Source organism: Pseudonocardia sp. DxW, from assembly GCF_058448985.1.
This window is the reverse complement of record NZ_JBZFLK010000006.1, coordinates 154,956-180,027: the sequence shown is the minus strand read 5'-3', so window position 1 is coordinate 180,027 and position 25,072 is coordinate 154,956. Positions and strand designations below refer to the sequence as shown.

Genomic DNA, 25,072 nt, shown 5'->3' with positions numbered 1-25,072 from the left:
GTCAGCCCTTCTGCTCGACGGCGCGGGCGCCGATGTACCAGCCGAGAACGACACGTTCGACGGCGATGAACGCCACGGTCAGCACGCTCCCGACGACGGCCAGGACGACGATCCCGGTCCACATCTCGGTCATCGCGAACCGCTGCTGGGCGTCGAGGATGAAGAAGCCGATCCCGGCCCGGGAGGCGATGAGCTCGCTCACCACCATCATGATCACGGCGATCTGCAGGCTGTGCCGCAGCCCGGCCATGATCTGCGGCATCGCGCCCGGCAGCACGACGGTGGCGACCGTGCGGGCCGGCGACATGTGCAGCACCCGGGCGGTGTCGAGCTTGACCGGGTCGACGCCGCGCATGCCGTCCAGGGTGTTCAGCAGGGTCGGCCAGATCGCGGCGAGCACGATGATCGTGACCTTCATCGACGAGCCGATGCCCATCAGCGCGACGATCGCGGGCAGCAGCGCCGCGGTCGGCACCACGTAGACGAAGTACAGCACCGGGGAGACGGCGTGCCCGAGCCGGTGGAAGCGCCAGAGCAGCGCCCCGATGCCGACGCCGAGCAGCCCGGCGAGCGGGTAGCCGATCGCGAAGTGGCCCAGGCTGGACCACAGCTCGCTGCGGGCGTCGCCGACGATCCACAGCTGGTACAGGCTGGTGACGATGTCGCGCAGCGGCGGGAAGAAGGTGGAGGTGCTGGTGTCGGACAGCACCCACCACAGCACCAGCAGGAGCGCGAAGAACCAGAGCCGCCAGATCTGGGTGAGCGGCCGCCGCCACGCGGGCGGCCGGGCCGGCCGGGCGGTGGCGGGTCGGGTCCCGGGTCGGGTGGTGGTCACGCTCGGGCCCCCTTCGCGGCGGCGTTGCGCTGGCTCTCGTGCCAGTGCAGGACGCGGCGCTCCAGCCAGCTGAACGCGCTGGTCACCAGCACCCCGAGCACCCCGGTGACGAGGATGAAGGCGTAGGTGGCGGGCAGCCGCTCGGGCCCGGCGTTGACCGAGCTGAGGATGCTCAGCCCGAGGCCCTCCGCGCCGCCGATCAGCTCGGCGATGATGGTGAGGATCAGGCCGACGGCGGCCGCGACCCGGATGCCGGTGGCGACGAACGGCGCGGCGCTCGGCAGGGTCACGGTGCTGAACCGGCGCAGCCCGCGCAGCCGCAGCACGGTCGCGGTGTCCCGGACCACCGGGTCGACCGCGCGCACCCCGTAGATGACCTGGATGACCAGCGGCCAGAACACGCCGAAGGCGACCAGGAAGACCTTCATCTCGGTGGTCGCGCCCCACACGACGATCGCCAGCGGCAGGATCGCGATGACCGGCACCGTCTTCACGAACTCGACGACCGGGATGACGCTGAGGTAGGCGAAGCGGTTCAGCCCGAGCAGGGTGCCGACCGAGACGGCCAGCGTGACCCCGATCAGCACGCCGGCCGACCAGCCCCGCAGGGTGTCGCCGATCGCCGTCCACAGCTCCGCCGAGACGAGCTGGCGGCCCAGCTCGGCCATCGTCGCCGTCATGCTCGGGAAGGCGCCGGCGTCGACCAGCCCGGATCGGCTGACCGCCTCCCACGCCCCGAGCAGGACGGCCACCACCAGCACCCGGGCGCCGGCCCGGAAGACCGGTCCGTCGACGAACGGTTCGCGCCGTGGTGGTGCGGCACGGTCCGCGTCCGGCCCGCCGGCACCGGCGGAACCGGTGCCGTGCGGGGAGTCGAGCCAGAGGGTTGACATCCGCAAGTCCCTGTCGTCGGAGCTGTGGTGGGCGGGGTCGGGCCTATCCGGTCGCGCCCGGCTGCCAGACCAGGTCGCCGGGCTCGACGGTGCTGTCGATCGCGCCCTGCTCGGCCATGAGGTCCTGGATGGTGCCGATCGACTCGACGTTGATCTCGGGCACCCAGTTGCTCGGGATCACCTGGGCCCTGGCCTCCTCGGGGGACAGGTCCAGGTGCTCGACGAGGGTGTCCAGGGTCTCCGGCTCGTTGTCGCGGGCGTACTCGATCGCCTCGGTCATCGCGGCCTGGAAGTCGCGGGCCAGCTCGGGATCGCGCTCCAGCGCCTGCGCGGTCGCGGCGTAGCAGTAGATGGTGCTGTTGGGCAGCAGGTCCGAGCTGGGGTTGGCCAGGGTGACCGCGCCGGCGTCGACGGCCTGCTCGACGTACGGCGAGGTGATCACCGCGGCGTCCACCCGGCCGTCGGCGAGTGCCTGGGGCATCTGCGGGAACGGCATCGCGACGAACTCTGTGCCGGTCGCGCCGGCGTCCTCGATCATCTTCTTGGCGCCGATCAGGTTGATGCTGGCGAGCTGCACGACGGCGACCGTCCGGCCGGCCAGGTCGGCGAGTTCCTGCACGCCGCTGTCGGCGGAGGCGACCAGCGCGCTGGCGTCGCGGTCCGGGCTCACCTGGCCGTCGATCGGGCTGACGCACTGCACCGGGGTGCCCTCGCGGTTGGCGTTGATCAGGACCGGGGTGGTGACGAAGCCGAAGTCGGCCTGCCCGGCGACGAGCGAGGCCACGACCGGCACCGGCGACGCCGCGCGCTGGATGTTCACCTCGATCCCGCGTTCGGCGAACATCCCCTTCTCCATGCCGAGGAACAGCACGGCGTTCGGCGAGAACGGGACGATGTTGACGGTCACCTCGCGCAGGTCGCCGTCGGCACCGCCGGTACCGCCGGTGCCGCAGGCGGTCGCCACGAACATCGTGGCCGCCAGGGCGCCGGCCATCAGTCGCTTGCGCACAGTTCCTCCAGAACGCGTCGTTGCGGCCACTGCGGCAGGGGAGCGGACCGGCGCCGCAGTGCCGGAGGTCAGCTCGTCGGAGGGCGGTTCGCGCCTCCTGGATCGCCGGTCGAGATGCGAGTCACAGTAAGGCGGTACCGTGCAACTGTCTACGTATGTGGACTTATATTCGGTGTTATTCCGCAGTGTCGAATTGCACCGATTCAAGCGAGAGGCTAGTGCGGGCGCCGCAATCTCTCCCGCACCAGATCGGCGGCGCGCAGCACGACCGGCGCGAAGTCGGTGATGGCCTCCCGGGAGCCGGTCCGGCTGATCGGGGCGGCGACGCCGAGCCCGGCCAGCGGGTGCCCGAGGGTGTCGCGCAGTGCGACCGCGACCGCGCAGACGCCGTCCGAGCTCTCCTCCCAGTTGACCGCGAACCCGCGGGCGCGGATCTCGGTGAGCTCGGCGCGCAGGTCGGCCGCGGACGTCATCGCGGCCGGCGTGGTCGCTGCCGGGAGCTCGTCGCCGGGATAGCGCCGGTCGATCTCCTCGTCCGGCAGGCCGGCCAGGATCGCCTTGCCGACCGCGGAGGCGTGCGCCGGCCGCACCACCCCGGTCCGGTTGCCGACCCGCACCGAGCGCGGGCTCTCCACGCAGTCGACGAACCGGATCGTCGCGCCCTCCAGCACGGCGAGGCTGGCCGTCTCCTGGGTCTCCTGCTGGATCTGCTCCAGGACCGGGCGGGCCACCCGCCGGATGTCGATCCGGCTGACCGCCGCGAGCCCGACCTCGTAGAGCGCGGGGCCCGGCCGGTAGGCGCCGTTGGGCCGGTCCTGGCTGACGAACCCGCGCCGCCGCAGCGTGGTGAGCAGCCGGTGCGCGGTGGACCGGGCGACGCCGAGCAGCTCGGCCGCCTCGGCGACGCGCAGCGCCTGACGCTCGCCGATCAGCTGGAGCAGGAGCAGGACGTTGTCCGCGGACGTGGTCGGTGATCCGATGCCCGGTTCCGTCGGTTGCGGCAGTTCGTTCGACATAGCGGAACTGTAGCCGAGAGTGTGCTCAATACCGGAAAACTCTGGTTAACCTCGCCGTATGACCCGTGACCCAGCCCTCCCTCCGGTCCCGCCCGGCGAGCGGCCCGTCGCCGTCGTCGGGGGTGGCCCGGTCGGGATGACGGCCGCCGCGGCGCTGGTGTGCGCCGGTGTCCCCGTCGTGCTCGTCGAGCTCAACGACGAGCCGCGGCCGGACTGGCGGGCAAGCACCTTCCACGCGGCCACCCTGGAGCTGCTCGACACCATCGGCATCACCGCGCAGATGCACGACGAGGGTCTCGTCGTGCCGACCTACCAGTTCCGGGACCGGCGCGACGGGCTGGTCGCCGAGTTCGACTTCCGGCTGCTCTCCGACGCGACCCGCTACCCCTACCGGCTGCAGCTCAACCAGCAGCACCTGGTGCGGATGCTGCACGACCGGCTGCGCACCGAGCCCACCGCGCAGCTGCTGTTCGGCACCCGGCTGACCGGCCTGCGGCTCGACGACGGCGGCGCACTGCTCACCGTGCTGGGCCCGGACGGCGAGCGCGAGATCGCCGCGTCCTACGTGATCGGCGCCGACGGGCCGCGCAGCACCGTGCGCGGCGCGCTCGGCGTGGAGTTCGACGGCTTCACCTACCCCGAGCGGTTCGCCATCACCTCGACGTCGGTCGACCTGCAGGAGCTGCTGCCCGACCTGGGGCACGTCAACTACGTCGCGGACCCGGAGCAGTGGCTGTTCATCCTGCGCACCCCCGAGTCGTGGCGGGTGGTGTGGCCGGTCCCGCCCGGCCTGACCGACGACGAGGCCCGCGACCCGGAGCTGCTGCAGGGCCAGCTGCAGGCCGTCGCCGCCCGCCCCGGCGGCTACCCGGTGATCGACCACCAGGTCTACGGCGTGCACCAGCGGGTCGCGTCGTCGTTCCGGTCCGGCCCGGTGCTGCTGGCCGGCGACGCCGCGCACATCAACTCGCCGATCGGCGGCGTCGGGCTCAACTCCGGCATCCACGACGCGATGGACGCCACCCGCCGGATCGCCCGGATCCTGCGCGAGGGCGCCGATCCGGAAACCGAACTGGACACCTACGACCGGATCCGGCGCACCGTCGCCGTCGAGTACGTGCAGGCCGACACCCAGCGCAACACCGACCGGCTGCGCGAGCGCGACGAGTCGGTGCGCCGCCGCCACCAGGACGACATGCGGGCCATCGCCGCCGACCCGGAGCGCGCCCGCGCCTACATCCGCCGGGTCTCGCTGCTGGAGAGCGTGCAGCGCTTCGGCATCGGGACGCCGCCCGCCGAGCTGGAGCTGGAGGGGCCGCGATGACCGCATCGGCCGACACCGAGCTGGACGAGCTCTACCGCGATCTCGACGCGGTCGACCTCCGTCCGCTGTGGACGATCACCGAGCAGCTGCTCACCCCGGCGCCGCGGCCGCGCGCGGTGCCCTGGCTGTGGTCGGCGGAGACGATGAAGCCGCTGGCCCGGCGCGCGATCCGGCTGGTGCCGGTCGAGCGCGGCGGCGAGCGGCGGGTGCTCAGCCTGCAGAATCCCGGCCTCGGCGGGCTGCCCTACGCCGCCGGGACGCTGTGGGGCGCGCTGCAGTGCCTGGGCCCGCGCGAGTCGGCGCCCGCGCACCGGCACTCGCCGGGCGCGATCCGGTTCGTGCTGGAGGGCTCCGGCGTCTGGACGACCGTCGACGGCGACGCCTGCGACATGCACCCCGGCGATCTGGTGCTGACCCCCGCCTACGCCTGGCACGACCACGTCAACGGCGGGGACTCCGAGATGTTCTGGTTCGACGGCCTGGACCTGCCGGTCGTCGAGGCGCTCGACGCGATCTTCTTCGAGGGCTATCCCGGGCCGGGGGAGCAGCAGCCCGAGCCGGCCGAGCACAACCGCTCCGAGCGGGCGCACACCGGCGGCGGACTGCACGCCGGTCACGTCGACGGGCCGCTCGATCCGGCGCACTCGCCGCTGCTGGTCTACCGGTGGACCGACACCGACGCCCGGCTCACCGAGCTGGCCGCGCTCGACGACGATCCGCTGACCGTCGTCGAGTTCACCAACCCGGTCACCGGCGCGAGCGTGCTGCCGACGCTGTCCTGCGCGGTGCACCGGGTCCGCGGCGGTGCCCGCAGCGCGCCGGTGCGGCGGGCCGGGAACGCCGTCGTCGTCGTGTACCGGGGGCGCGGGTCCAGCGTGATCGACCAGAAGCGGTTCGACTGGGGCCCGGGGGACATGTTCGTCGTCCCGTCCTGGTCCGCCGTCGAGCACGCCGCCGACGAGCAGGCCGACCTGTTCGTGCTCAGCGACGCCCCGATCCTGCGCGCACTCGGGATCTACCGGGAGCAGACGCTCGCCGGACCGCAGGCCGTCACCGACCGCTTCACCCCCCGCTGAGGAGACCCACCGTGAAGATCGCACTGTTCGACAGCGCCGACGGGGCGGCCCGGCTCGGCGTGGTCGACGACGCCGCCGGGACCCTCGTCGACGTCACCGCCGCCCTGCCCTGGCCGCACGATCCCGATCCGGTCACCGCGGGCTGGTGGCGCGGTCTGTGCCGGGACTTCCACACGCTCGGCCCGGCGCTCGCCGACGCCGCCGCGGCCGGCACCCCGGTCCCGCTGTCCGGGACCGCATTGCGGGCGCCGGTGCTCGGCCCGTCCAAGATCGTCGCCGCGGCGTCCAACTACGCCGACCACGTCGCCGAGATGCACGACGTCCAGGAGCGCACGCTGGGCCGGGTCGAGTCCTGGATGATGAACTTCGACATCTTCCTCAAGGCCCCGTCGTCGGTGGTCGGGCCGGGCGCGTCGATCGTGCTGCCGCCCGACGTCGTCGCCGCCGGGCACGAGGTGCACCACGAGTCCGAGCTGGTCGTGGTGATCGGCCGCGGCGGCCGGGACATCCCGGCGGAGTCCGCACTCGACGCCGTGCTCGGCTTCACCGCCGGGCTGGACATCACCGTGCGCAGCGCCGCCGACCGGTCGCGGCGCAAGAGCTACGACACCTTCACCCCGCTCGGGCCGTGGATCGCCACCGCCGACGAGATCGGCGACGGCTCCGACCTGGACATCGAGCTGGTGTGCGGCGGCGAGACCCGGCAGTCGGTGAACACCCGCGATCTCGTCGTCCCGGTCGCGCAGATCGTCGCCTACGCCTCGTCGATCATGACCCTGAACCCCGGTGACCTGCTGTTCACCGGCGCGCCGCCGGGCGTCGGGCCGATCTCGTCCGGCGAGAAGCTCGAGATGAGCATCAGCCGGATCGGCGCCATGGACGTCACCGTCACCTGATCCGCCCCGCCGACCCCCAGGAGAACCGTGAGTTCCGGAGCCGTGACCGCCCTGCCCCTGCTGCCCACCTCGCTGGTCGGGAGCTACGCCCAGCCGGAGTGGCTGATCGACCGCGCCCGGCTCGCCGACCGGTTCCCGCCGCGGGTCCGCGCCAAGGAGCTGTGGCGGGTCGCGCCGGACCTGCTGCCCGAGGCGCTCGACGACGCGACCCTATTGGCGATCCGGGCCCAGGAAGAGGCCGGCCTGGACATCGTCACCGACGGCGAGGTCCGCCGGGAGAGCTACTCCAACCATCTCGCCACCGCGCTGGACGGCGTCGACGTCGACAATCCGGGCACCGCCCTGGACCGCAGCGGGCACCCGAACCCGGTCCCGCGGATCACCGGCCCGATCCGCCGCCGCGGGCCGGTCCAGGTCGAGGACCTGCGCTTCCTGCGGGAGCACACCCGGGCCGGCACGAAGATCACCATCCCGGGGCCGTTCACGATGAGCCAGCAGGCGCAGAACGACCACTACCCGGACGCCGAGGCGGCCGCGATGGACTATGCGGCGGCGGTGAACGCGGAGATCCGGGACCTGCACGCGGCGGGTGCGGACGTGGTGCAGATCGACGAGCCGTACATGCAGGCGCGGCCGGATGCGGCGCGGGCGTACGGGTTGGCGGCGTTGAACGCGGCGCTCGAGGGTGTGTCGGGGACGACGGCGGTGCACATCTGTTTCGGGTATGCGGCGATCATCCACGAGCGGCCGGAGGGGTACTCGTTCCTGCCGGAGCTGGCGGACTGTCCGGTGGACCAGGTGTCGATCGAGACGGCGCAGTCCGGGCTGGATCTGGGTGTGCTGGCGGACCTGTCCGGGAAGACGATCATCCTGGGGGTGATCGACCTGTCGGATCCGGAGGTGGAGACGGCCGAGGTGGTCGCCGGGCGGGTGCGCCGGGCGTTCGCCCACACCGGCCCGGAGCGGATCGTCATCGCCACCGACTGCGGCATGAAGTACCTCCCGCGCGCCGTCGCCGACGGGAAGATGCGCGCCATGTCCGGTGCCGCGCGGATCCTGCGCGCGGAGCTCGCCGCCTGACGCGCGGCGCGCCCGGCCCGGGACCGTGACACCCGGGCCGGGCGCGCACCGGCTCAGCGGCGGATGCCGTCGATCAGCGCGTCCAGGAACAGATCGGCCAGCTCCTCCGGGCTCAGGTCGCCGTCCGGGGTGAACCACAGGTAGGTGTAGTTCAGCATCCCGAGCAGCCCCTTCACCAGCAGCCGCGGCGTCGGCCGCAGGAGCCCGCTGCGCACGCCCTGGTCGAGGGCCTGGCGCCAGTAGCCCTCGTAGCGTTCCCGGGCGGCGACGACCGCGTCCCGCCGCTCCCCGGTCAGCGCCCGGTACTCGCGGAAGAACACCGCCCACTCGGACCGGTGGTCGGAGATGTTGCGCACCAGCACCCGGGCCATCTCGCGGAGCAGCTCGTCGGCGGGCAGCCCGCGGTCGAGGACCTCCTCGGCGGCCGCGTTCATCGAGTCGACCTGGTCCTTGCTGATCGCGTAGAGGACGGCCTCCTTGCTGCCGATGTAGTGGTAGAGCGCGCCCCGGCCGAGCCCGGCCGCGCGGCCGAGCTCGGCGATCCCGGTGCCGTGGTAGCCGTTGCGGGCGAACAGTTCCGCCGCGACCGCGATCACCCGTCGCCGGTTGACGTCGTACGACATCACCGTCATCGCCCGCCCCCGCTCCTGTCCCCGTCTCGCTGTACCCGGCCCGGCGACGAGGCTAGTGCCCCGCCCGGCGGCCTCACACCGGCAGCGGATCGAAGGCGTCGTCGAAGGTGTAGCCGTCGAGCAGCGCGCGGGCCGCGACCAGGTACTGCACGGTGGGCGGGCCCTCCTCCAGCCAGTTCAGCCGGGCGTCCCGGTAGAGGCGTTCGATCGGGTGCGCCCGGGTGTAGCCGATGCCGCCGTGCACCAGCAGCGCCCGGTCGGTGACCCGGCCGACGGCCTCCAGCCCGAACTGCTTGAGCAGGCTGGCCTCGGCCGGGATGCGGCGGCCGCGGTCCCACTTGGCGGCGACGTCGGCGAGCATCCCGCGCAGCGCGTAGATGTCGACGGCCATCTCGGCGAGGTAGCGCTGCACCGCCTGGCGCTCGGCGATCGGCCTGCCGAAGGTGACCCGCTGCTCCGCGTAGGACCGGGACAGGTCGAACGCCCGGGTCGCGGTCCCCAGCGACGACGCCGCGATGAACACCCGGCTGATCTCCAGCGCGCGTTCCAGGTGCGCGATCCCGTCGCCCTCGGTGCCGACCAGGCCGGTGGCCGGGACCCGGACCCCGGTGAAGGTCAGCTCGCCGTGCTCGGCGCCCTTGCAGCCCATCGTCTCGGGCAGCGCGGCGATGGTCAGTCCGGGGGTGTCCCGGCCGACGATGATCGCCGACACGTCCCGGGGCCCGGTCCTGGCGAGCACCAGGAAGTGCGACGCGATGTCGGAGTTGGTGATCAGCCACTTGCGGCCGTCGATCACGTAGTCGTCGCCGTCCCGCCGGGCGGTGGTGGACAGGTCCATCCCGGTGCCGTTGCCCGGCTCGGTGAGCGCGAAGGCGAGCGAGCGTTCACCGGTGGCGGCGCCGGGCAGGATCTCCGCGCGCTGCTGCTCGTCGCCGATCTCGGACAGCGCGTGCGCGAACGAGTTGTGCACGTGCACCAGGGTCCGGATGCCGCCCTGGATCTTCGCGAACTCGGCGAGGATCGGCAGGTACTGGGCGATCGAGAGGCCGGAGCCGCCGTAGCGGCGGGGGACGATCAGCCCGAGCGCGCCGCACGAGCGCAGCGCGGGCATGACGACGTCGAGCGGGATCCGCTCGGTGTCCTCGATCTCGCGCTCCAGCGGATCGAGCACGGACCAGATCGTGTCGAACACCCGCTCGCGCAGCGCGGTGTACTCGTCGTCGGACAGGCCGGTGGCCATGATCGGGGTACCTCCTGAAGGGTTCACAGGGACCAGCCGCCGTCGGCCGTGAGCACCGAGCCGGTGCAGAAGGTGGCGTCGTCGGCGAGGAAGACGGCGGCGCGGGCGATCTCGTCGACGGTGCCGAACCGGCCGAGCAGGGTCGCCGCGGCGATCCGCTGCCGCGACCGGTCGGGGACGGCCGAGGTCATGTCGGTCTCGACGAAGCCGGGGGCGAGCACGTTGACCCGCACCCCGTCCGGGGCGAGCTCCTTGGCCAGCGAGCGGGCGAACCCGACCAGCGCGGCCTTGCCGGCGGCGTAGGCGGTGTCCCCGGCGAAGCCGACCTCGCCGACCACCGACCCGACCAGCACGATGCTCGGCTCCGTCCCCCGGGTGAGCAGCCCGGTCGCGGCGCGGACCAGCGCCGCGGTCCCGCCGAGGTTGGTCCGCACGACCTCCCACCACAGGTCCGGGTCCATCGTGGACAACCGGCCGCCGTGCCAGACGCCGGCGTTGAGCACCAGCGAGTCGAGCCGGCCCCAGTGCTCCCGGACCCGTTCGACGGCGTGCTCCGGGCCGGCCGGATCGGCCAGGTCCAGCGCGATCGGGAGGGTCCGCCCGCCGGCCTGCTCGCTGACGGCGCTGTGCCCGGATCGCGAGGTGCAGGCGACCCGGCCGCCGCGGTCGAGCAGCAGCCGGGCGATCCCGGCGCCGATCCCGCGGGACGCCCCGGTGACCAGGGTGGTGCGCGGCTCACCCACCGCTGCCGTCCTGCATCCGCAGCCGGGCCCGTTGCAGCTTGCCGACCTCGTTGCGCGGCAACGCCTCGACGTAGCTGAACAGTCGCGGCCGGGCGTGCGCCCCGATCCGCTGCCGGATGGCGTCGCGCAGCTCGCCCTCCAGCACCTCGGCCGGCGGGTGATCGGCGTCGCGGACCAGGACGGCGCGGACGACGGTGGCCCCGCCCGGCCCTGCCCCAGCGACGGCCGCCGCCTCCCGGACCGCCGGGTGGTCGGCCAGCACCCGTTCCACCTCGACCGGGCCGATGTTGTAGCCGGAGGCGACGATCATGTCGTCGTCCCGGCCGAGGAAGCGCCACCGCCCGCCGGGTGCGGGCGCGGCCCGGTCGCCGGTGACGAACAGGTCGCCGCGCAGGCGCTCGGCCCACGCCTGCGGCCGGTTCTCGTAGCCGTCGCAGAGCTGGTGGCGGGGCCGCCGCACGGCGATCAGGCCGTCCCCGCCGGGCTCGACCGGGTCGCCGGCCGGATCGACCAGCAGCACGTCGAACCCCGGTACCGGGCCGCCGAGGGTGCCGGGTTCCGGCGGCGTCCCGTCCGCGAGGTCGGCGAGCACCATGCCGACCTCGGTCAGCCCGTAGCCGTCCCGCACGGCGGGCCCGCCGGCGCTCCGCCAGCCGGTCGCGGTCCCGGCGTCCAGCGGCTCACCCGCCGCCGCGGCCACCTGCAGCGTCGCCGGGGCGCCGTGCTCGCGCAGCGGACCGAGCAGCCTGCGGTACGCGCTGGGGGCGGCGGCCAGGCAGGTCACCGACTCCTCGCGGGCCACCCGCCACCACGCCTGCGGATCGAAGTCGCCGCTGTAGAGCACCCGGGGCGAGCCGAGCGCCATCGGCGCCGCGCCGGTCGAGTAGAGCCCGTAGGCCCAGCCCGGGTCGGCGGCGGTGAACACGGTGCTGCGCGGCCCGGCCCCGAGCGAGTACCGGGCGAACGGCAGCACCGACAGCAGCGCCGAGTGCGGCATCGTGCACGCCTTCGGTTCGCCGGTGGTCCCGCTGGTGAACAGCAGGGTCGCCAGGTCGGCGGCCGAGGTGTGCCGGTCCGGGCCGTCGTCGGCGGCGGCCAGCGCGGACCGGAAGTCGGTGTCGCCCGGTGCGACCGGCGATCCGTCCCGGGCCGCGACGGTGAGGACGACGGCGTCGCTGTCGGCGGCGGCGAGTGCCGCCGCCGCGGCCGCCCGCCGGGCGTGGTCGACGACCAGCAACCGGGTGCCGGAGGTGCGCAGCCGGTAGGCCAGCGCGTCGGTGCCGAGCCCGCCGAACAGCGGGACGAGGACCAGCCCGCTGCGCCAGGCGGCCAGCGCCACGATCCAGCTCTCCACCTGGCGGCCGAGCAGCGCGGCGACCCGGTCCCCGCGGCGCAGCCCGGCCCCGGCGAACACCCCGGCCGCGCGGGCGGCGGCGCGGTACAGCTCGGCGTGCGTCCACCGCTCCCGCGACCCGTCCGGGTGCCGGACGACGAGTGCGAGCCGGCCCGGGTCGGAGGTCCACCGGCCGCACGCCTCCTGGGCGGTGTTCAGCCCGGTCGCCGGGTCCCGGGACAGGCCCCGCTCGACGTCGTCCCAGGCGGTCACAGGTCCGCGTACCGGATCAGCCCGCGCACGTTGCGGCCGTCGAGCATGTCCCGGTAGCCCTGGTTGATCTCGTCGAGGGTGTAGGTGGCGGTGACCAGCTCGTCGAGCTTCAGCTCGCCCTCGGCGTAGAGGTCGAGCAGCCGCGGGATGTCGATCCGCGGGTTCGCCGACCCGAACAGCCCGCCCCGGATCTGCTTCTCGTAGCAGGTGAGGGTGAACAGGTCGAGATCCACCTTCAGCTGGTCGCCGGGGGCGATCGCGGTGACCACCAGCACCCCGCGCTTGCCGGCCAGCTGCAGGCACGGCTCGATCAGCGCGCCGTCGGCGGTGCTGGTGGTGAGCACGACCCGCTGCGCCATCGTGCCCCGGGTCAGCTCCCGGACCAGCTCGAACGCCTCGGCCACCGACGCCGCGGTGTGCGTCGCACCGAACATCTTGGCCCGGTCGCGCTTGAACTCCACGGTGTCGACGGCGACGATGTCGCGGGCCCCGGCGTAGCGGGCGCCCTGCACGGCGTTCATCCCGATGCCGCCGGCGCCGACGACGACCACCGTGTCGCCCGGCTCGGTGCCCGCGGTGTGGAACGCCGAGCCCCAGCCGGTGGTGACGCCGCAGCCGACCAGCGCCGCCTTCTCCAGCGGCACGTCCTCGCGGATCTTGACCACGTTGGCCTCGTTCACCACGGCGTACGGCGCGAACGTCCCGAGCAGGCACATCGTGCCGACGCCGCGGCCGCGCGCGGTGACCCGGTGCGTCCGGTCGGACAGCGCGACCCCGCCGAACAGGTGCGCGCCCAGGTCGCAGAGGTGGGTGCGGCCGGAGACGCAGGAGAAGCACCGCCCGCAGGACGGGATGAAGGCGAGCACGACGTGGTCGCCGGGGGCGAGCCCGGTCACCGCGGAACCGACCTCCTCGACGACGCCGGCGCCCTCGTGGCCGCCGAGCATCGGATCGAGGCCGACGTAGACACCGGAGTCGATGTGGTCGTCGGAGTGGCACAGCCCGGAGGCGGCCAGCTTCACCACGACCTCGTCCGGACGCGGGTCGCCGAGCTCGATGTCCTCCACGGCCCAGCCCTTGCCGGCTCCGGGCTCCCAGCAGATCGCGCCTCGTGTCGTCCTCATCGGATCCTCCTCCGGTGGCGGCACCGCTCCGTCGCGGTGGCCTGCCGGCTCAGGAGAACATCCGGGCCGTCCTGATCGCAATAGTCTTGGACCGATCAGTACGCAGATATTTCGGCGGCCTGACGGGTGATTTCACCAGGCAGTGAGGGTTACGAATCCATTATCTGTGCAGATCATGTACCGGTTGTGCCGGGAACGCACTCGGCCGGGCGCGGGAGATGGCAGACTGCCCCGGTGAGCGAAGCAGCCCCGACCGTCATCACCAGTCACCGCGTCGTCGCCGCGCCCGCCGCGCAGCTGTTCGAGCTGATCGCCGACCCGGCCCGCCAGCCGGAGTGGGACGGCAACGACAATCTCGCCGAGGCCGCACCCGGGCAGCGGGTCCGCGGCGTGGGGGAGGTGTTCTCGACCCTGCTCACCCAGGGCAGCGTCCGGGAGAACCACGTCGTCGAGTTCACCGAGGGCAGGCTGATCGCCTGGCGGCCGTCCGAGCCGGGGCGGCCGCAGCCCGGCCACCTGTGGCGCTGGGAGCTGGAGCCGCTCGACGACGGCCGCACCCGGGTCGTGCACACCTACGACTGGACCGACCTGACCGACTCGAACCGTCTGGTCCGGGCCCGGGCCACCACGGCGGACATGCTCAGCGCCTCGCTGGACCGGCTGGCCGCCCTCGCGGAGTCCTGACCGTCGGCGGCGCCACGGGCGGCGCACGGCCGGACCGTGCGATCCACCCGGGTCCGCGTGCGGTCCGCGGCGGGAGTGCCGTCCCTGAACGGTCACCGACCCGTCCAGGAGGCGATTCCCGTGCAGACGACCCCTTCCACGACCGGCCACGCTCCCGCCCGGCTACGGCATGCGGTCCGGCACTACCTCGAGATGGTCCTGGCGATGGCCGCCGGGATGCTGGTCCTCGGCGCCCTCGCGGCGGGACTGCTGACGGCGCTGGGCCTGCCGGTCTCCTTCGGCACCGAGATCGACGCGTTGCTGATGGCCACCACCATGGCGGCCGGGATGGCGCTGTGGATGCGCCATCGCGGGCACCGCCGGGCGCCGGTGCTGCAGATGTGCGCCGCCATGTACGTGCCGTTTCTGGCACTGTTCGTACCGCTGTGGACCGAGACGATCCCCCCGGACCAGCTGATGCTCTGGGAGCACCTGCTGATGCTGCCCGCGATGGCGGTGGTGATGCTGCTGCGCCCGGACGAGTACACCCGCCCACTGCACCGCTGATGCGGCCGAACCGGGCCCGCGGGCTGCTGGTACTGGCGGTGCTGCCGGTCGCGGTGCTGACGTCGGCCGCCGCGGGCGTCGGCCCCCTGCTCGAACCCGACCCGGCACGACGGCTGGTCGGCGCGGTGATGCTGCTGGTGGTGCTGGCCGCGCTGGCGGCGGCCCTGTACCTCGCGCTGCCCGGCCCGGCCCGGCCCGGCCCGGCCGGACCATCCGCGCCGGGTGTCCCTGCTGGTGCTCGCGGGTCTCGGTGCCGGTCTCGGTGCCGCTGCCGGCACCGGCCGGGACGGAGCAGGGCTGGGAGACCTGGGCCTGGCTGGCGGCCGGTGTCGCCGGGTCGGCACCGCTGCTCCTGGGATGGCGGGCGGGCCTCCCGGTGGGGGCGGCGCTGACCGCGGCGTCGGCCGCGGTCGGGCTCGGGATCGCGGCGGCGCCGTGGACCTACGCCGGTGTGACCGCCGGGTCGGCGGCCGTCGTGCTGGCGGTGGCGTTCCTGCCGTGGCGCCTCTGGGAGCTGCTCGAACAGGCCCGGGTGGGCCGGACCGCGGCCGCCCGGCTGGCCACCGCCGAGGAGCAATTGCGCTTCGCCGCCGACGTGCACGACCTGCTCGACCACCACCTCACGGTGATCGCCCTGCAGGCCGAGCTGGCGGCGCGCACCGTCGGAACCGACCCGGACACCTCGGCCGGGCACGCCGAGCACGCCCGCTCGCTCGCCGCGTCCGCGCTGGGGGAGCTGCGCAGGACGGTGAGCGGCTACCGGGAGGTCGACCTCCCGGCGCAGCTCGACGCGGTCGCCGAGGTGCTGCGTGCCTCCGGTGTGCGCGTCACCCTGGACACCGGACCCGACCCGGGCCTGCCGGTCCCGCTCGCGGCCGTGCTGGCCGCCGCCACCCGCCGGGACGAACGTGCTGCGGCACAGCCGGGCCCGCTGGTGCACCATCGCCGTCGTGCACTCGAGTTCGGCGACCGTACTGACCGTCGCCAACGACGGCGTCACCGGGCCCCCCGCCGGCGACCCGCACAGCTCCGGACTGCGCGGGCTCGCCGACCGGCTGGCCGGGGTGGGCGGCACCCTCGACACCGGTGCCGGCTCCGGGGTGTTCACCCTGCGGGCCGCGGTGCCGCGGCCGTGACCGCCGCCGAGCCGGTCCGGGTGCTGCTGGCCGACGACGAGGAGCTGATCAGGGCCGGGATCGCCGCGCTGCTCGGTCTGGAACCCGACATCGTCGTGGTGGCGCAGGCCGGCGACGGGCGCAGTGCTGTGGAGCTCGCACTGGCCCACCGGCCGGACGTCGCCGTGATCGACCTGGAGATGCCGGGCGGCGACGGGCTGGCCGTGACCCGGGAGCTGCGCGCCGTCCTGCCGGACTGCGCCGTGGTGATCCTCACCGGACACGGGCGACCGCCCCACCTGCGGCAGGCGCTCACCGCGGGGGCGGCCGGCTTCGTGCCGAAGGGGGCCCCGGGGTCGGTGCTGGCGGACGTGGTGCGACGGGTGCGGGCCGGGGGCCGCTACGTCGATCCGGCGCTGGCCGCCGACGCCCTGACCGCGCCGCCGTACCCGCCGGGAAGCTGGGTGCCCCGTCCCGGGCCGAGGCGCACCGGATCGCCCGCGACGGCGGCTGGCTCACCTGACGGGGGAGCCGCCCGCGGATCAGACCGCGTGCGCGCGGAAGTGGCGTAGACGCAGGCTGTTCGCGACCACGCAGACCGAGCTGAACGCCATCGCCGCACCGGCGATCATCGGGTTCAGCAGGCCCATCGCGGCCAGCGGGATGGCGGCGGTGTTGTAGGCGAACGCCCAGAACAGGTTGCCCTTGATGGTGCCCAGGGTCCGCCGGGACAGCCGCACCGCGTCCGCGGCGGCCCGCAGGTCGCCGCGGACCAGGGTGATGTCGGACGCCTCGATCGCCACGTCGGTGCCGGTGCCCATGGCCAGGCCCAGGTCGGCCCGGGCGAGCGCGGCGGCGTCGTTGACGCCGTCGCCGACCATCGCGACGACCTTGCCGCCGGCCTGCAGCCGCTCGATGACGGCCAGCTTTTCCTCGGGCAGGACGTCGGCGACCACGACCTCCGGGTCGATCCCCACCTCGGCCGCGACGGATGCGGCGACGGCGTGGTTGTCCCCGGTCAGCAGCACCGGGACCAGGCCCAGCCTGCGGAACTCGGCGATCGCCTCGGCGGAGGTCGGCTTGATCGTGTCGGCGACGACGAGGACCGCGCGGGCCTGCCCGTCCCAGGCGACCGCGACCGCCGTCCGGCCCTGCGCGGTCTCGGTCTCGACGGCCTCGGCGAGCGCGCCGGTCAGCGGCATCGACCACTGCTCCAGCAGCCGGGGCCTGCCCACGAGCACCGCGTGCCCGTCGACGACGCCCTGCACGCCGAGCCCCTCGTGGTTGGTGAAGTCGGTGACCTCGGGCAGCTCGCCGACGCGGTCCCGGGCGGCCGCGACGATCGCGGCGGCGATCGGGTGCTCGGAAGCCCGCTCCAGCGCCCCGGCGAGCCGCAACGCGGTCGTCTCGGCCGCCTCGGCAGCACCGGCAGCACCGGCAGGGCCGTCGGCATCGGTTGCACCGTCGGCGCCGGCCGCACCCTCGGCACCGTTCACCCCGGCCGCCCCGGCTGCGTCGTCGGCGGTGTGCACCCCGACCAGCGACATCGCGCCGGTGGTGACGGTGCCGGTCTTGTCCAGCACCACGGTGTCCACCCGCCGGGTCGACTCCAGCACCTCCGGCCCCTTGATCAGGATGCCCAGCTGGGCGCCGCGGCCGGTGCCGACCAGCAGCGCGGTCGGCGTGGCGAGGCCGAGCGCGCAGGGGCAGGCGATGATCAGGACGGCGACGGCGGCGGTGAAGGCCGCCGCGGTGCCCGCCCCGGCACCGAGCCAGAATCCGAGGGTGACCGCGGCGACCACGATCACCACCGGGACGAACACCCCGGAGATCCGGTCGGCCAGCCGCTGCACCGCGGCCTTGCCGTTCTGCGCGTCCTCCACCAGCCGCGCCATCTGGGCGAGCTGGGTGTCCGACCCGACCCGGGTGGCCTCGACGACGAGCCGGCCGCCCGCGTTCACGGTCGCGCCGACCACGGCGTCGCCGACGGTCGCCTCGACCGGCACCGACTCGCCGGTGAGCATCGAGGCGTCCACCGCGGAGCGGCCCTCGACGACCCGGCCGTCGGTGGCGATCTTCTCGCCCGGCTTGACCACGAACCGGTCGCCGACGGCGAGCCGGGAGACCGGGATCTGCACCTCGGCGCCGTCCCGGAGCACCAGCACGTCCTTCGCACCGAGATGCAGCAGCGCCCGCAGCGCGGCACCGGCCCGGCGCTTGGACCGCATCTCGAACCAGCGCCCGGCCAGCAGGAACGTGGTGACCCCGGCGACGACCTCCAGGTAGATGTTCCCGGCGCCGTCGGAGGGCGAGATCGACAGCTCGAACGGGTGCACCATCCCGGGGATCCCGGCGGTGCCGAGGAACAGCGCGTAGACCGACCAGGCCATCGCGGCCGTCGTGCCCAGCGACACCAGGGTGTCCATGGTGGCCGCGCCGTGCCGCAGGTTCGTCCAGGCGGCCCGGTGGAACGGCGCCCCGGCCCACGCCCACACCGGCGCGGCCAGCACCAGCGACAGCCACTGCCAGTTCACGAACTGCAGCGGCGGCGCCATCGCCAGCACCACGACCGGCAGCGAGAGCAGCGCGGACACCACCAGCCGGTGCCGCAGCTCGCGCAGCGCCGCGGTGCCCTCGCCCTCGCCCTCGACCTCGTCGTCCCCGGCCCCGTCGCTCGCGGGATCGTCCTGCGGCACGCGGACCGGGGTCGCGCTGTACCCGGCGGCCTGCACGGTCGAGACGAGCCGCTCGGTGGCGATCCCGTCCGGCGCGGTGACCTTGGCCTTCTCGGTGGCGTAGTTGACCGTGGCGGTCACGCCGTCGAGCTTGTTGAGCTTGCGCTCGATCCGGTTCGCGCAGGAGGCGCAGGTCATGCCGCCGATGGACAGCTCGATCTCGTGGACCGGGGTGTCGGTCGGCGGCAGAGCCGTGCCCGTCGCCGTGCCCGTCGCCGTGCCCGTCGCCGCGGTCATCGGTGGCCTCCCTCGTCGTGTGCGTGCCCGTCGCCGGCAGGGGCGGGTGCCCCGCCGGCCGGGACGGTGAACTCGGCGGTGTGCACCGCGTCGTCGTGCCGGAAGTCGAGGAACAGCCGGTAGGTGCCCGCCGACGGGACCTCGGCGTGGAAGGTGATCTCCGGGCCGGTGCCGGGCGCGTCCTCGGGATGGACGTGCAGGTAGCGGAGGTCCCCGCCGCGCAGCACGACCAGGTGCCCGGCGGCGCCCAGGTGCGGCTGCAGGTCGGTGACCGGCCGCCCGTCCCGGGTGACGGTCAGCGTGAGGGGTGCGGTGGCGCCCGGCGCGAGCTCGCCGTCGAGCCGGACCTGGTAGCCGCCGGGCAGCTCGGCGTCCCGGCTCGGCTGCGGGGTGACCGGCTCGAACGGGCCCGGCGCGGACAGGTCGACGCCGAGCGTCGTCGGTGCGCCGCCGGCCGGGACGAAGTCGGCGAAGGCCCGGTAGGTGCCGCCGCCGTCGAGCGTCGCGGGCACCCGCCAGGTGCCGTCGCCGGACATCGTGGGGTGCAGGTGCTGGAAGCCCGCGGTGTCGCGGCGCAGCAGCACCAGGTGCATCCGCTTCTCGTGCGTGACGTCGAAGTCGGTGACGGCGGCGCCGTCGGCCCCGGTGATCCGGAACGCGATCTCGGCCCCGGTGCCGGCCGGCAGCACCGGCGTCAGCGGCTCCAGGGTGTAGCCGCCCGCGGTGCTCGCCAGCCCGCCGGGCTGCTGCGGGCCCGCCGCGGCGTCCGGAGCGGGGGCGTGCGCGGCGGGCGCCCGCAGGTGGTCGGTGGACGCACCGGCGGAGGTGCCTGCGGCGTAGGCGCCGACGGCGAGCAGGACGACTGCCGCCCCGTAGACGGTCAGCCGAACGGCTGTGTGCATCGTTCGGTCCCTCGGTAGGACCCGATGCGGGTGGACGGCGCCGTGCCGTGACCCGCACCGGGTGGTGGACGGGGCCCGGCTCAGGCCCCGGCGGTGACCTCGTAGCCCGCCTCGCGGACGGCCTCGCGGACCGCTTCGGCCGGGATCTCGCCCTCGCCGGTGACGGTGACGGCGCCGGTGGGCAGGTCGACGGCCACGCCGGTCACGCCGGAGATCTCCTCGATCTCCTCGGTGACCGAGCTGACGCAGTGCTGGCAGGTCATGCCGGTGACGGTGTAGGTGGCGGTGCTCATGGGCGTTTCCTCCTCGTGCGTGCCCGCGGGGAGCGGGGTGTTCAGGAGCGGACCAGGCGCGCGATGGCGGCGCTGGCCTCCTCGATCTTCTCGTCGGCGAGCTCGCCGCCCTCGGCGACGGCGTCGGCGACGCAGTGCTTGAGGTGCTCGTCGAGCAGGCCGAGCGCGACGGCCTCCAGGGCCTTGTTGACGGCCGAGACCTGGGTCAGGACGTCGATGCAGTACTTGTCCGACTCGATCATCTTGCTGATCCCCCGGACCTGGCCCTCGATCCGGCGCATGCGCTTGATGTGCGCGTCCTTGTTGTCGGTGTAACCGTGCATCGCGTACCTCCTCCGTCCGCAACACGACCATACCCCTGGGGGGTATCGGTGTCGAACCGGGGAGGCGCGTTGTGTGTGTGGGAACCGTCTGGACGGGTAATCAGCCGTCATACCGTCGACGGGCCCGGGCGCGCCGACCGGTGCAGGCCCTACCGGTTCAGACGCCGCAGGCGGTGGGGCCGTCTACATCCGGGTGTCCTCGGCGAGCCAGTCGAGGACGGCCCGGGTGTGTTCACCCACCGCGGGGACGGGGCCCATCCTGGGCGTCCGCCCGGCGATGCCGATCGGAGGGAGCGTGGCACGCAGCGGCCCTACCGGGCTGCCGATCTCGGTCCACCGGTCCCGCGCGGTGAGCTGCGGGTGCTCCAGCACCTCGGGCAGCTCCCGCTGACGCGCGTGCGCGATCCGGGCCGTGGTCAGCCGCCGGAGCAGCTCCTCGCCGGTCAGCCCGCCGAACACGGCGGTGATCTCGGCGTGCAGCTCGTCGCGGTGCGCCACCCGGCGCCCGCCGCCGGCGAACCGCGGATCGGTCGCCACCTCCGGGCGACCCAGCACGACCTCGCAGAACGTCGTCCACTCCCGCTCGTTCTGGATCGACAGCACGACGTCGGTCCCGTCGCCCGCGCTGAACGTGCCGTACGGGGCGATCGCGGCGTGGCTGGTCCCGGTGCGCTGCGGCGGGGTGCCGCCGTAGCCGGCGTAGTACAGCGGGTAGCCCATCCACTCGACGAGCGAGTCGAACAGGCTCACCTCCAGGTCGGCGCCCTCGCCGGTGCGTTCCCGCTCGTAGAGCGCGGCCAGGATCCCGGAGAACGCGTACATCCCGGCGCCGATGTCGGCCGCCGGGATCCCGCTCTTGGCCGGCGCGTCCGGTGACCCGGTGATCGACACCAGCCCGGCCTCGGACTGGATGAGCAGGTCGTAGGCCTTCGCGTCGCGGTACGGCCCGGACGAGCCGTAGCCGGAGATCGAGCAGGTCACCAGCCTGGTGAAGCGCTCGCGCAGCGCGGGCGCGCCGAGCCCGAGCCGCTCCGCGGCGCCCGGCGCGAAGTTCTGCACGAACACGTCCGCCCGCTCCAGCAGGCGCAGCATCGTCGCCCGGTCGCCCGGGTCCTTCAGGTCCAGCGCGACCGACTCCTTGGACCGGTTCAGCCACACGAAGTGGCTGGACATGCCCTGCACCGTCTCGTCGTAGCCGCGGGCGAAGTCACCGCTCCCCGGGCGCTCGATCTTGATCACCCGCGCGCCCAGGTCGGCGAGCTGCCGGGTCGCCAGCGGCGCCGCCACGGCCTGCTCACACGACACCACCACGATCCCGTCCAACGGAAGACTCACGCGCCCCACCGCACACCCCTTCGCGGTCCTGCGCACCCGCTGCAGCAGGTGTGTCGCGCGGTCATCGGGTGTGCACCGAGCGGGCCGCCGCGACGAACTCGGCGATCCTGCTGTGGTCCTTGACGCCGCGGGTGCGCTCCACGCCGCTGGAGACATCCACCCCCCAGGGGCGGATGCGGCGGATCGCGCCGGCGACGTTGTCCGGGTCCAGGCCCCCGGCCAGCAGCCAGTGCCCGGCCGGCGGCGGATCGAGCGCCTCGACGTCCCAGGTCTCGCCGGACCCGGCGCGCGGCGAGTCGAGCAGCAGCGCCTCCTCGCCGAACCGGCCCACCCGCGGCTGCGGGTCGTCGGCGAGCGAGGTGGCCCGCCACGAGCGGACGCCCCGGCCGGCCACCCGCGCGAAGTCCTCGGCGGTGTAGCCGCCGTGCAGCTGCAACACGTCGGCGCCGATCTCCCGGGTGATCCGCGCGGCGTCGTCGGCGGCGTGCTCGGCGACGACGACCACCGACAGCACCGGCTCCGGGACGTGCGCCACCAGCTGGCGGGCGAGCTCCGGATCGACGTACCGGGGGCTGGCCGGGTGCAGCACGAACCCGACCGCGTCGGCCCCGGCCGCCCCGGCCGCCCGGACGTCGTCGACGCTGCGCAGGCCGCACACCTTCACGAACACACGGCCGACCCTACGTGCGCCCGTGTACCGGATCGGAACACCTCGGACGCTGCGATGCCGGTCACAGTCTGGATGTCGTGCCGATCGGAGAACGCCGACCCAGACGAAGGAGTGCCGCATGAGCGACGCGCCGTCCCCCGGGGCCGAGGCCCTGCGGAACCTCTACGCCGACTGGTCCGCCGTGATGGCGGGCCGGCCGGATCTCGACATCCGGTTGCTGCGCAGCCTGTTCGACGAGTGGCACCAGGCCACCGCCGAGCCCACCGACGTGACCTACGCCGACGACGTCGTCGGCGGGGTGCCCGGGATCTGGGCGCTGCCGGTGGGCACCGACCGCGGCCGGGTCGTGCTGTTCACCCACGGCGGCGGGTTCGCCGTCGGGTCCGCCGCGAGCCACCGCAAGCTCGCCGGGCACCTCGCGAAGGCGCTCGGCACGACCGCGTTCGTGCTCGACTACCGCCGCGCGCCGGAGCACCCGCACCCCGCGCAGGTCGACGACGGGGTCGCCGCCTTCGACGGGCTGCTGGAGCGGGGGATCGCCGCCGCCGACGTCGTCACCGCGGGCGACTCCGCGGGCGGCAACCTGGCCATCGCGATCCCGCTCGCGCTGCGCGAGCGCGGCCGGCCGCTGCCCGGGGCGGTGGTGGCGTTCTCGCCGTGGCTGGACATGGCGAACACCGGCAAGACGCTGGAGTCGAACGCGGACACCGACGCGCTGGTCACGGTGCCGCTGCTGGCCGGGATGATCGCCGGGGTGCTCGGCGACACCGGCGACGGCCCGGCCGTGCACCCGGCCACCCCGCTGGCGAACCCGCTGCACGCCGACCTGACCGGGTTCCCGCCGGTGTTCGTGGACGCCGGCGGCGCCGAGGTGCTGCTGGACGACGCGGTCCGCTTCACCGAGCGGGCCCGGCTCGCCGGGGTGGACGCCACGCTGTCGGTCGTCGACGGCCTGCAGCACGTCTTCCCGTTCGCGGCCGGCCGCGGCGGGGAGGCCGACGCCGAGATCGCGGCGATCGCCGAGTGGTACCGGTCGCGGCGCGCCGGGGTGGCGGCATGAGCGCCGAGCTCGACGCGGTGGTGATCGGCGCCGGGTTCGGCGGCCTGTACATGCTCAAGAGGCTCCGCGACGATCTCGGGCTGTCCGTGCTCTGCGTGGACCGGGCCGGCGGCGTCGGCGGGACCTGGTACTGGAACCGCTATCCCGGCGCGATGTCGGACACCGAGAGCTACGTCTACCGCTACTCGTTCGACGAGCAGCTGCTGCAGGAGTGGGACTTCACCAGCCGCTACCTCGACCAGCCCGACATCCTGCGCTACCTGCAGGCCGTCGTCGACCGGCACGACCTGGCCCGGGACATCCGGCTGGAGACCGGGATCGAGTCGATGCGGTTCGACGAGGCGAGCGGGCGGTGGACGCTGCTCACCGACGGCGGCGAGCGGATCGTGGCCCGCTACGTGGTCACCGCGCTCGGCCTGCTGTCCCGGATCAACGTCCCGGACCTGCCCGGGCTCGACTCGTTCGAGGGCGTGGTGGCGCACACCGGGGCCTGGCCGGCGGACCTGCGGATCGACGACCGCCGGATCGGCGTGTTCGGCACCGGCTCCACCGGGACCCAGTTCATCTGCGCCGCCGCGCCGCGCACCCGGCACCTCACCGTGTTCCAGCGCACCCCGCAGTACAGCGTGCCCTCCGGCAACGGCCCGGTCGACGAGCGCTACCTGGCCGACGTCCGGTCCCGCTACGACGAGATCTGGGAGCAGGTCCGCAACTCGGTCGTCGCGTTCGGGTTCGAGGAGAGCACCGTCCCGGCGATGAGCGTCCCCGGCGCCGAGCGGGAGCGGGTGTTCCAGGAGAACTGGGACATCGGCAACGGGTTCCGCTTCATGTTCGGCACCTTCTGCGACATCGCCACCGACGCGCAGGCGAACGAGGAGGCGGCCCGGTTCATCCGGCGCAAGATCGCCGAGATCGTCCGGGACCCGGAGACGGCCCGGCTGCTGACCCCGACCGACCTCTACGCGCGGCGGCCGCTGTGCAACAACGGCTACTACGAGACGTTCAACCGGGACGACGTGACGCTGGTCAGCGTCGCCGAGAACCCGGTCGCGGCGGTCGAGCCGACCGGCGTGCGGCTGGCCGACGGCACCTTCCACGAGCTGGACGTGCTCGTGCTGGCGACCGGGTTCGACGCCGTCGACGGCAACTACGTCCGGATGGACATCCGGGGCCGCGGCGGGCGCACCATCGCCGAGCACTGGGCCGAGGCACCGGGCAGCTACCTCGGCGTGACCACCGCCGGGTTCCCGAACATGTTCATGATCCTCGGCCCGAACGGGCCCTTCACCAACCTGCCGCCGAGCATCGAGTCCCAGGTGGAGTGGATCGCCGCGCTGATCGAGGAGGCCCGCGGGCGCGGCACGCCGATCATCGAGGCGACCGCCGAGGCCGAGCAGCGCTGGAACCGGACCTGCCGGGAGATCGCCGACGCGACGCTGTTCCCGAAGGCCGACTCGTGGATCTTCGGCGCGAACATCCCGGGGAAGCGGCAGGCGGTGATGTTCTACATGGCGGGCATCGGCGCCTACCGCGGCGAGCTGGCGGGGGAGCGGGCCCGGGGCTACCCGGGCCTCGCCCTGACCGCGGGCTGACAGAGGGCCGGCCGGCCGCGGACTGACAGGGCCGAGAGAGCAAGGACCGACCGGGCCGGCCGGCCCCTTCCCAGCCACGGTGTCGGTGCGGCACCGTGGAGCACGA

Annotated in this window: 24 protein-coding genes; 9 read left to right on the top strand and 15 right to left on the bottom strand. The window is 74.0% G+C overall.

Going from position 1 to position 25,072, the window contains the following annotated elements:
* Position 1: 1 nt before the first annotated feature.
* The 4 genes from ACVJO7_RS11540 to ACVJO7_RS11525 form a co-directional block, all read right to left on the bottom strand.
* Positions 2 to 835 (bottom strand): ABC transporter permease, encoded by an 834-nt coding sequence (locus tag ACVJO7_RS11540; protein WP_491672853.1) that lies wholly within the window; start codon positions 833 to 835, stop codon positions 2 to 4.
* Positions 832 to 1,728 carry an ABC transporter permease gene (locus tag ACVJO7_RS11535; protein WP_344020765.1) on the bottom strand — a complete coding sequence of 299 codons (897 nt, stop codon included), beginning with the start codon at positions 1,726 to 1,728 and terminating at the stop codon, positions 832 to 834. Before ACVJO7_RS11535 ends, ACVJO7_RS11540 begins: the two co-directional genes overlap by 4 nt.
* 43 nt (positions 1,729 to 1,771) lie before the next feature.
* A complete protein-coding gene (locus ACVJO7_RS11530) occupies positions 1,772 to 2,737 on the bottom strand; it encodes an ABC transporter substrate-binding protein (protein ID WP_491672852.1) in 966 nt (321 codons plus the stop codon).
* Between the two features lie 215 nt (positions 2,738 to 2,952).
* Complete coding sequence (locus ACVJO7_RS11525) at positions 2,953 to 3,753, bottom strand: IclR family transcriptional regulator (RefSeq protein ID WP_344020761.1); 801 nt, start codon at positions 3,751 to 3,753, stop codon at positions 2,953 to 2,955.
* Between the two features lie 58 nt (positions 3,754 to 3,811).
* On the opposite strand from ACVJO7_RS11525, the gene ACVJO7_RS11520 reads away from it, so the two are divergent.
* From ACVJO7_RS11520 to ACVJO7_RS11505, 4 genes are read left to right on the top strand one after another with little or no spacing between them, the layout of a single operon-like run.
* Complete coding sequence (locus tag ACVJO7_RS11520) at positions 3,812 to 5,077, top strand: FAD-dependent oxidoreductase (protein ID WP_491672851.1); 1,266 nt, start codon at positions 3,812 to 3,814, stop codon at positions 5,075 to 5,077.
* On the top strand, positions 5,074 to 6,153 hold the full coding sequence (locus ACVJO7_RS11515; RefSeq protein ID WP_344020757.1) for a cupin domain-containing protein: 1,080 nt from the start codon (positions 5,074 to 5,076) through the stop codon (positions 6,151 to 6,153). Before ACVJO7_RS11520 ends, ACVJO7_RS11515 begins: the two co-directional genes overlap by 4 nt.
* An 11-nt stretch (positions 6,154 to 6,164) precedes the next feature.
* Entirely contained in the window at positions 6,165 to 7,049 is an 885-nt protein-coding gene (locus tag ACVJO7_RS11510; protein ID WP_491672850.1) for a fumarylacetoacetate hydrolase family protein, read from the top strand.
* Positions 7,050 to 7,076: 27 nt separating this feature from the next.
* Positions 7,077 to 8,129, top strand: coding sequence for a uroporphyrinogen decarboxylase family protein (locus ACVJO7_RS11505; RefSeq protein WP_491672849.1), 1,053 nt, complete (start codon positions 7,077 to 7,079; stop codon positions 8,127 to 8,129).
* Between the two features lie 53 nt (positions 8,130 to 8,182).
* Here the strand turns inward: ACVJO7_RS11505 and ACVJO7_RS11500 are convergent, their stop codons facing one another.
* The 5 genes from ACVJO7_RS11500 to ACVJO7_RS11480 form a co-directional block, all read right to left on the bottom strand.
* Positions 8,183 to 8,761 carry a TetR/AcrR family transcriptional regulator gene (locus ACVJO7_RS11500; protein ID WP_344020751.1) on the bottom strand — a complete coding sequence of 193 codons (579 nt, stop codon included), beginning with the start codon at positions 8,759 to 8,761 and terminating at the stop codon, positions 8,183 to 8,185.
* Between the two features lie 73 nt (positions 8,762 to 8,834).
* Positions 8,835 to 10,001 carry an acyl-CoA dehydrogenase family protein gene (locus tag ACVJO7_RS11495; protein WP_491672848.1) on the bottom strand — a complete coding sequence of 389 codons (1,167 nt, stop codon included), beginning with the start codon at positions 9,999 to 10,001 and terminating at the stop codon, positions 8,835 to 8,837.
* A gap of 23 nt (positions 10,002 to 10,024) precedes the next feature.
* Positions 10,025 to 10,744, bottom strand: coding sequence for an SDR family NAD(P)-dependent oxidoreductase (locus ACVJO7_RS11490; RefSeq protein ID WP_491672847.1), 720 nt, complete (start codon positions 10,742 to 10,744; stop codon positions 10,025 to 10,027).
* Positions 10,737 to 12,350: an AMP-binding protein gene (locus ACVJO7_RS11485; RefSeq protein WP_491672846.1), complete on the bottom strand. Its 1,614-nt coding sequence runs from the start codon at positions 12,348 to 12,350 to the stop codon at positions 10,737 to 10,739. The genes ACVJO7_RS11490 and ACVJO7_RS11485 overlap by 8 nt, the downstream gene beginning before the upstream one ends.
* Complete coding sequence (locus ACVJO7_RS11480; protein ID WP_491672845.1) at positions 12,347 to 13,474, bottom strand: NDMA-dependent alcohol dehydrogenase; 1,128 nt, start codon at positions 13,472 to 13,474, stop codon at positions 12,347 to 12,349. The genes ACVJO7_RS11485 and ACVJO7_RS11480 overlap by 4 nt, the downstream gene beginning before the upstream one ends.
* A 234-nt stretch (positions 13,475 to 13,708) precedes the next feature.
* Here ACVJO7_RS11480 and ACVJO7_RS11475 point away from each other — a divergent pair, with 234 nt between their 5' ends.
* From ACVJO7_RS11475 to ACVJO7_RS11465, 3 genes are all read left to right on the top strand, one after another.
* On the top strand, positions 13,709 to 14,158 hold the full coding sequence (locus ACVJO7_RS11475; protein ID WP_491672844.1) for an SRPBCC family protein: 450 nt from the start codon (positions 13,709 to 13,711) through the stop codon (positions 14,156 to 14,158).
* A gap of 120 nt (positions 14,159 to 14,278) precedes the next feature.
* Positions 14,279 to 14,704: a hypothetical protein gene (locus ACVJO7_RS11470; protein WP_491672843.1), complete on the top strand. Its 426-nt coding sequence runs from the start codon at positions 14,279 to 14,281 to the stop codon at positions 14,702 to 14,704.
* A gap of 262 nt (positions 14,705 to 14,966) precedes the next feature.
* Positions 14,967 to 16,391, top strand: a complete 1,425-nt coding sequence (locus ACVJO7_RS11465; RefSeq protein WP_491672842.1) for a response regulator — start codon at positions 14,967 to 14,969, stop codon at positions 16,389 to 16,391.
* Here ACVJO7_RS11465 and ACVJO7_RS11460 read toward each other — a convergent pair.
* The 6 genes from ACVJO7_RS11460 to ACVJO7_RS11435 form a co-directional block, all read right to left on the bottom strand.
* A complete protein-coding gene (locus tag ACVJO7_RS11460) occupies positions 16,362 to 18,692 on the bottom strand; it encodes a heavy metal translocating P-type ATPase (protein WP_491672985.1) in 2,331 nt (776 codons plus the stop codon). The genes ACVJO7_RS11465 and ACVJO7_RS11460 overlap by 30 nt on opposite strands.
* Positions 18,693 to 18,787: 95 nt before the next feature.
* Positions 18,788 to 19,693 carry a DUF8832 domain-containing protein gene (locus ACVJO7_RS11455; protein ID WP_491672841.1) on the bottom strand — a complete coding sequence of 302 codons (906 nt, stop codon included), beginning with the start codon at positions 19,691 to 19,693 and terminating at the stop codon, positions 18,788 to 18,790.
* An 80-nt stretch (positions 19,694 to 19,773) separates the two neighbouring features.
* Entirely contained in the window at positions 19,774 to 19,986 is a 213-nt protein-coding gene (locus ACVJO7_RS11450) for a heavy-metal-associated domain-containing protein (RefSeq protein ID WP_344020734.1), read from the bottom strand.
* Between the two features lie 41 nt (positions 19,987 to 20,027).
* Entirely contained in the window at positions 20,028 to 20,309 is a 282-nt protein-coding gene (locus ACVJO7_RS11445) for a metal-sensitive transcriptional regulator (protein ID WP_344020732.1), read from the bottom strand.
* Between the two features lie 183 nt (positions 20,310 to 20,492).
* Positions 20,493 to 21,644, bottom strand: coding sequence for a CaiB/BaiF CoA transferase family protein (locus ACVJO7_RS11440; RefSeq protein WP_491672840.1), 1,152 nt, complete (start codon positions 21,642 to 21,644; stop codon positions 20,493 to 20,495).
* 61 nt (positions 21,645 to 21,705) lie between these two features.
* Positions 21,706 to 22,314 carry a phosphoribosylanthranilate isomerase gene (locus tag ACVJO7_RS11435; RefSeq protein WP_491672839.1) on the bottom strand — a complete coding sequence of 203 codons (609 nt, stop codon included), beginning with the start codon at positions 22,312 to 22,314 and terminating at the stop codon, positions 21,706 to 21,708.
* A 118-nt stretch (positions 22,315 to 22,432) separates the two neighbouring features.
* On the opposite strand from ACVJO7_RS11435, the gene ACVJO7_RS11430 reads away from it, so the two are divergent.
* Both ACVJO7_RS11430 and ACVJO7_RS11425 read left to right on the top strand, forming a co-directional pair.
* The gene (locus ACVJO7_RS11430) at positions 22,433 to 23,374 is read left to right on the top strand and encodes an alpha/beta hydrolase (protein WP_491672838.1); all 942 of its coding nucleotides are present in this window, start codon (positions 22,433 to 22,435) and stop codon (positions 23,372 to 23,374) included.
* Positions 23,371 to 24,966 (top strand): flavin-containing monooxygenase, encoded by a 1,596-nt coding sequence (locus ACVJO7_RS11425; RefSeq protein WP_491672837.1) that lies wholly within the window; start codon positions 23,371 to 23,373, stop codon positions 24,964 to 24,966. The genes ACVJO7_RS11430 and ACVJO7_RS11425 overlap by 4 nt, the downstream gene beginning before the upstream one ends.
* Positions 24,967 to 25,072: the final 106 nt, after the last annotated feature.

Bases quoted from the DNA above. Each gene is read 5' to 3' on its own strand.
- ACVJO7_RS11535 (WP_344020765.1), bottom strand. From the start codon at position 1,728: ATGTCAACCCTCTGGCTCGACTCCCCGCACGGCACCGGTTCCGCCGGT.
- ACVJO7_RS11525 (WP_344020761.1), bottom strand. From the start codon at position 3,753: ATGTCGAACGAACTGCCGCAACCGACGGAACCGGGCATCGGATCACCG.
- ACVJO7_RS11520 (WP_491672851.1), top strand. From the start codon at position 3,812: ATGACCCGTGACCCAGCCCTCCCTCCGGTCCCGCCCGGCGAGCGGCCC.
- ACVJO7_RS11515 (WP_344020757.1), top strand. From the start codon at position 5,074: ATGACCGCATCGGCCGACACCGAGCTGGACGAGCTCTACCGCGATCTC.
- ACVJO7_RS11500 (WP_344020751.1), bottom strand. From the start codon at position 8,761: ATGACGGTGATGTCGTACGACGTCAACCGGCGACGGGTGATCGCGGTC.
- ACVJO7_RS11495 (WP_491672848.1), bottom strand. From the start codon at position 10,001: ATGGCCACCGGCCTGTCCGACGACGAGTACACCGCGCTGCGCGAGCGG.
- ACVJO7_RS11480 (WP_491672845.1), bottom strand. From the start codon at position 13,474: ATGAGGACGACACGAGGCGCGATCTGCTGGGAGCCCGGAGCCGGCAAG.
- ACVJO7_RS11460 (WP_491672985.1), bottom strand. From the start codon at position 18,692: ATGACCTGCGCCTCCTGCGCGAACCGGATCGAGCGCAAGCTCAACAAG.
- ACVJO7_RS11455 (WP_491672841.1), bottom strand. From the start codon at position 19,693: ATGCACACAGCCGTTCGGCTGACCGTCTACGGGGCGGCAGTCGTCCTG.
- ACVJO7_RS11450 (WP_344020734.1), bottom strand. From the start codon at position 19,986: ATGAGCACCGCCACCTACACCGTCACCGGCATGACCTGCCAGCACTGC.
- ACVJO7_RS11445 (WP_344020732.1), bottom strand. From the start codon at position 20,309: ATGCACGGTTACACCGACAACAAGGACGCGCACATCAAGCGCATGCGC.
- ACVJO7_RS11430 (WP_491672838.1), top strand. From the start codon at position 22,433: ATGAGCGACGCGCCGTCCCCCGGGGCCGAGGCCCTGCGGAACCTCTAC.
- ACVJO7_RS11425 (WP_491672837.1), top strand. From the start codon at position 23,371: ATGAGCGCCGAGCTCGACGCGGTGGTGATCGGCGCCGGGTTCGGCGGC.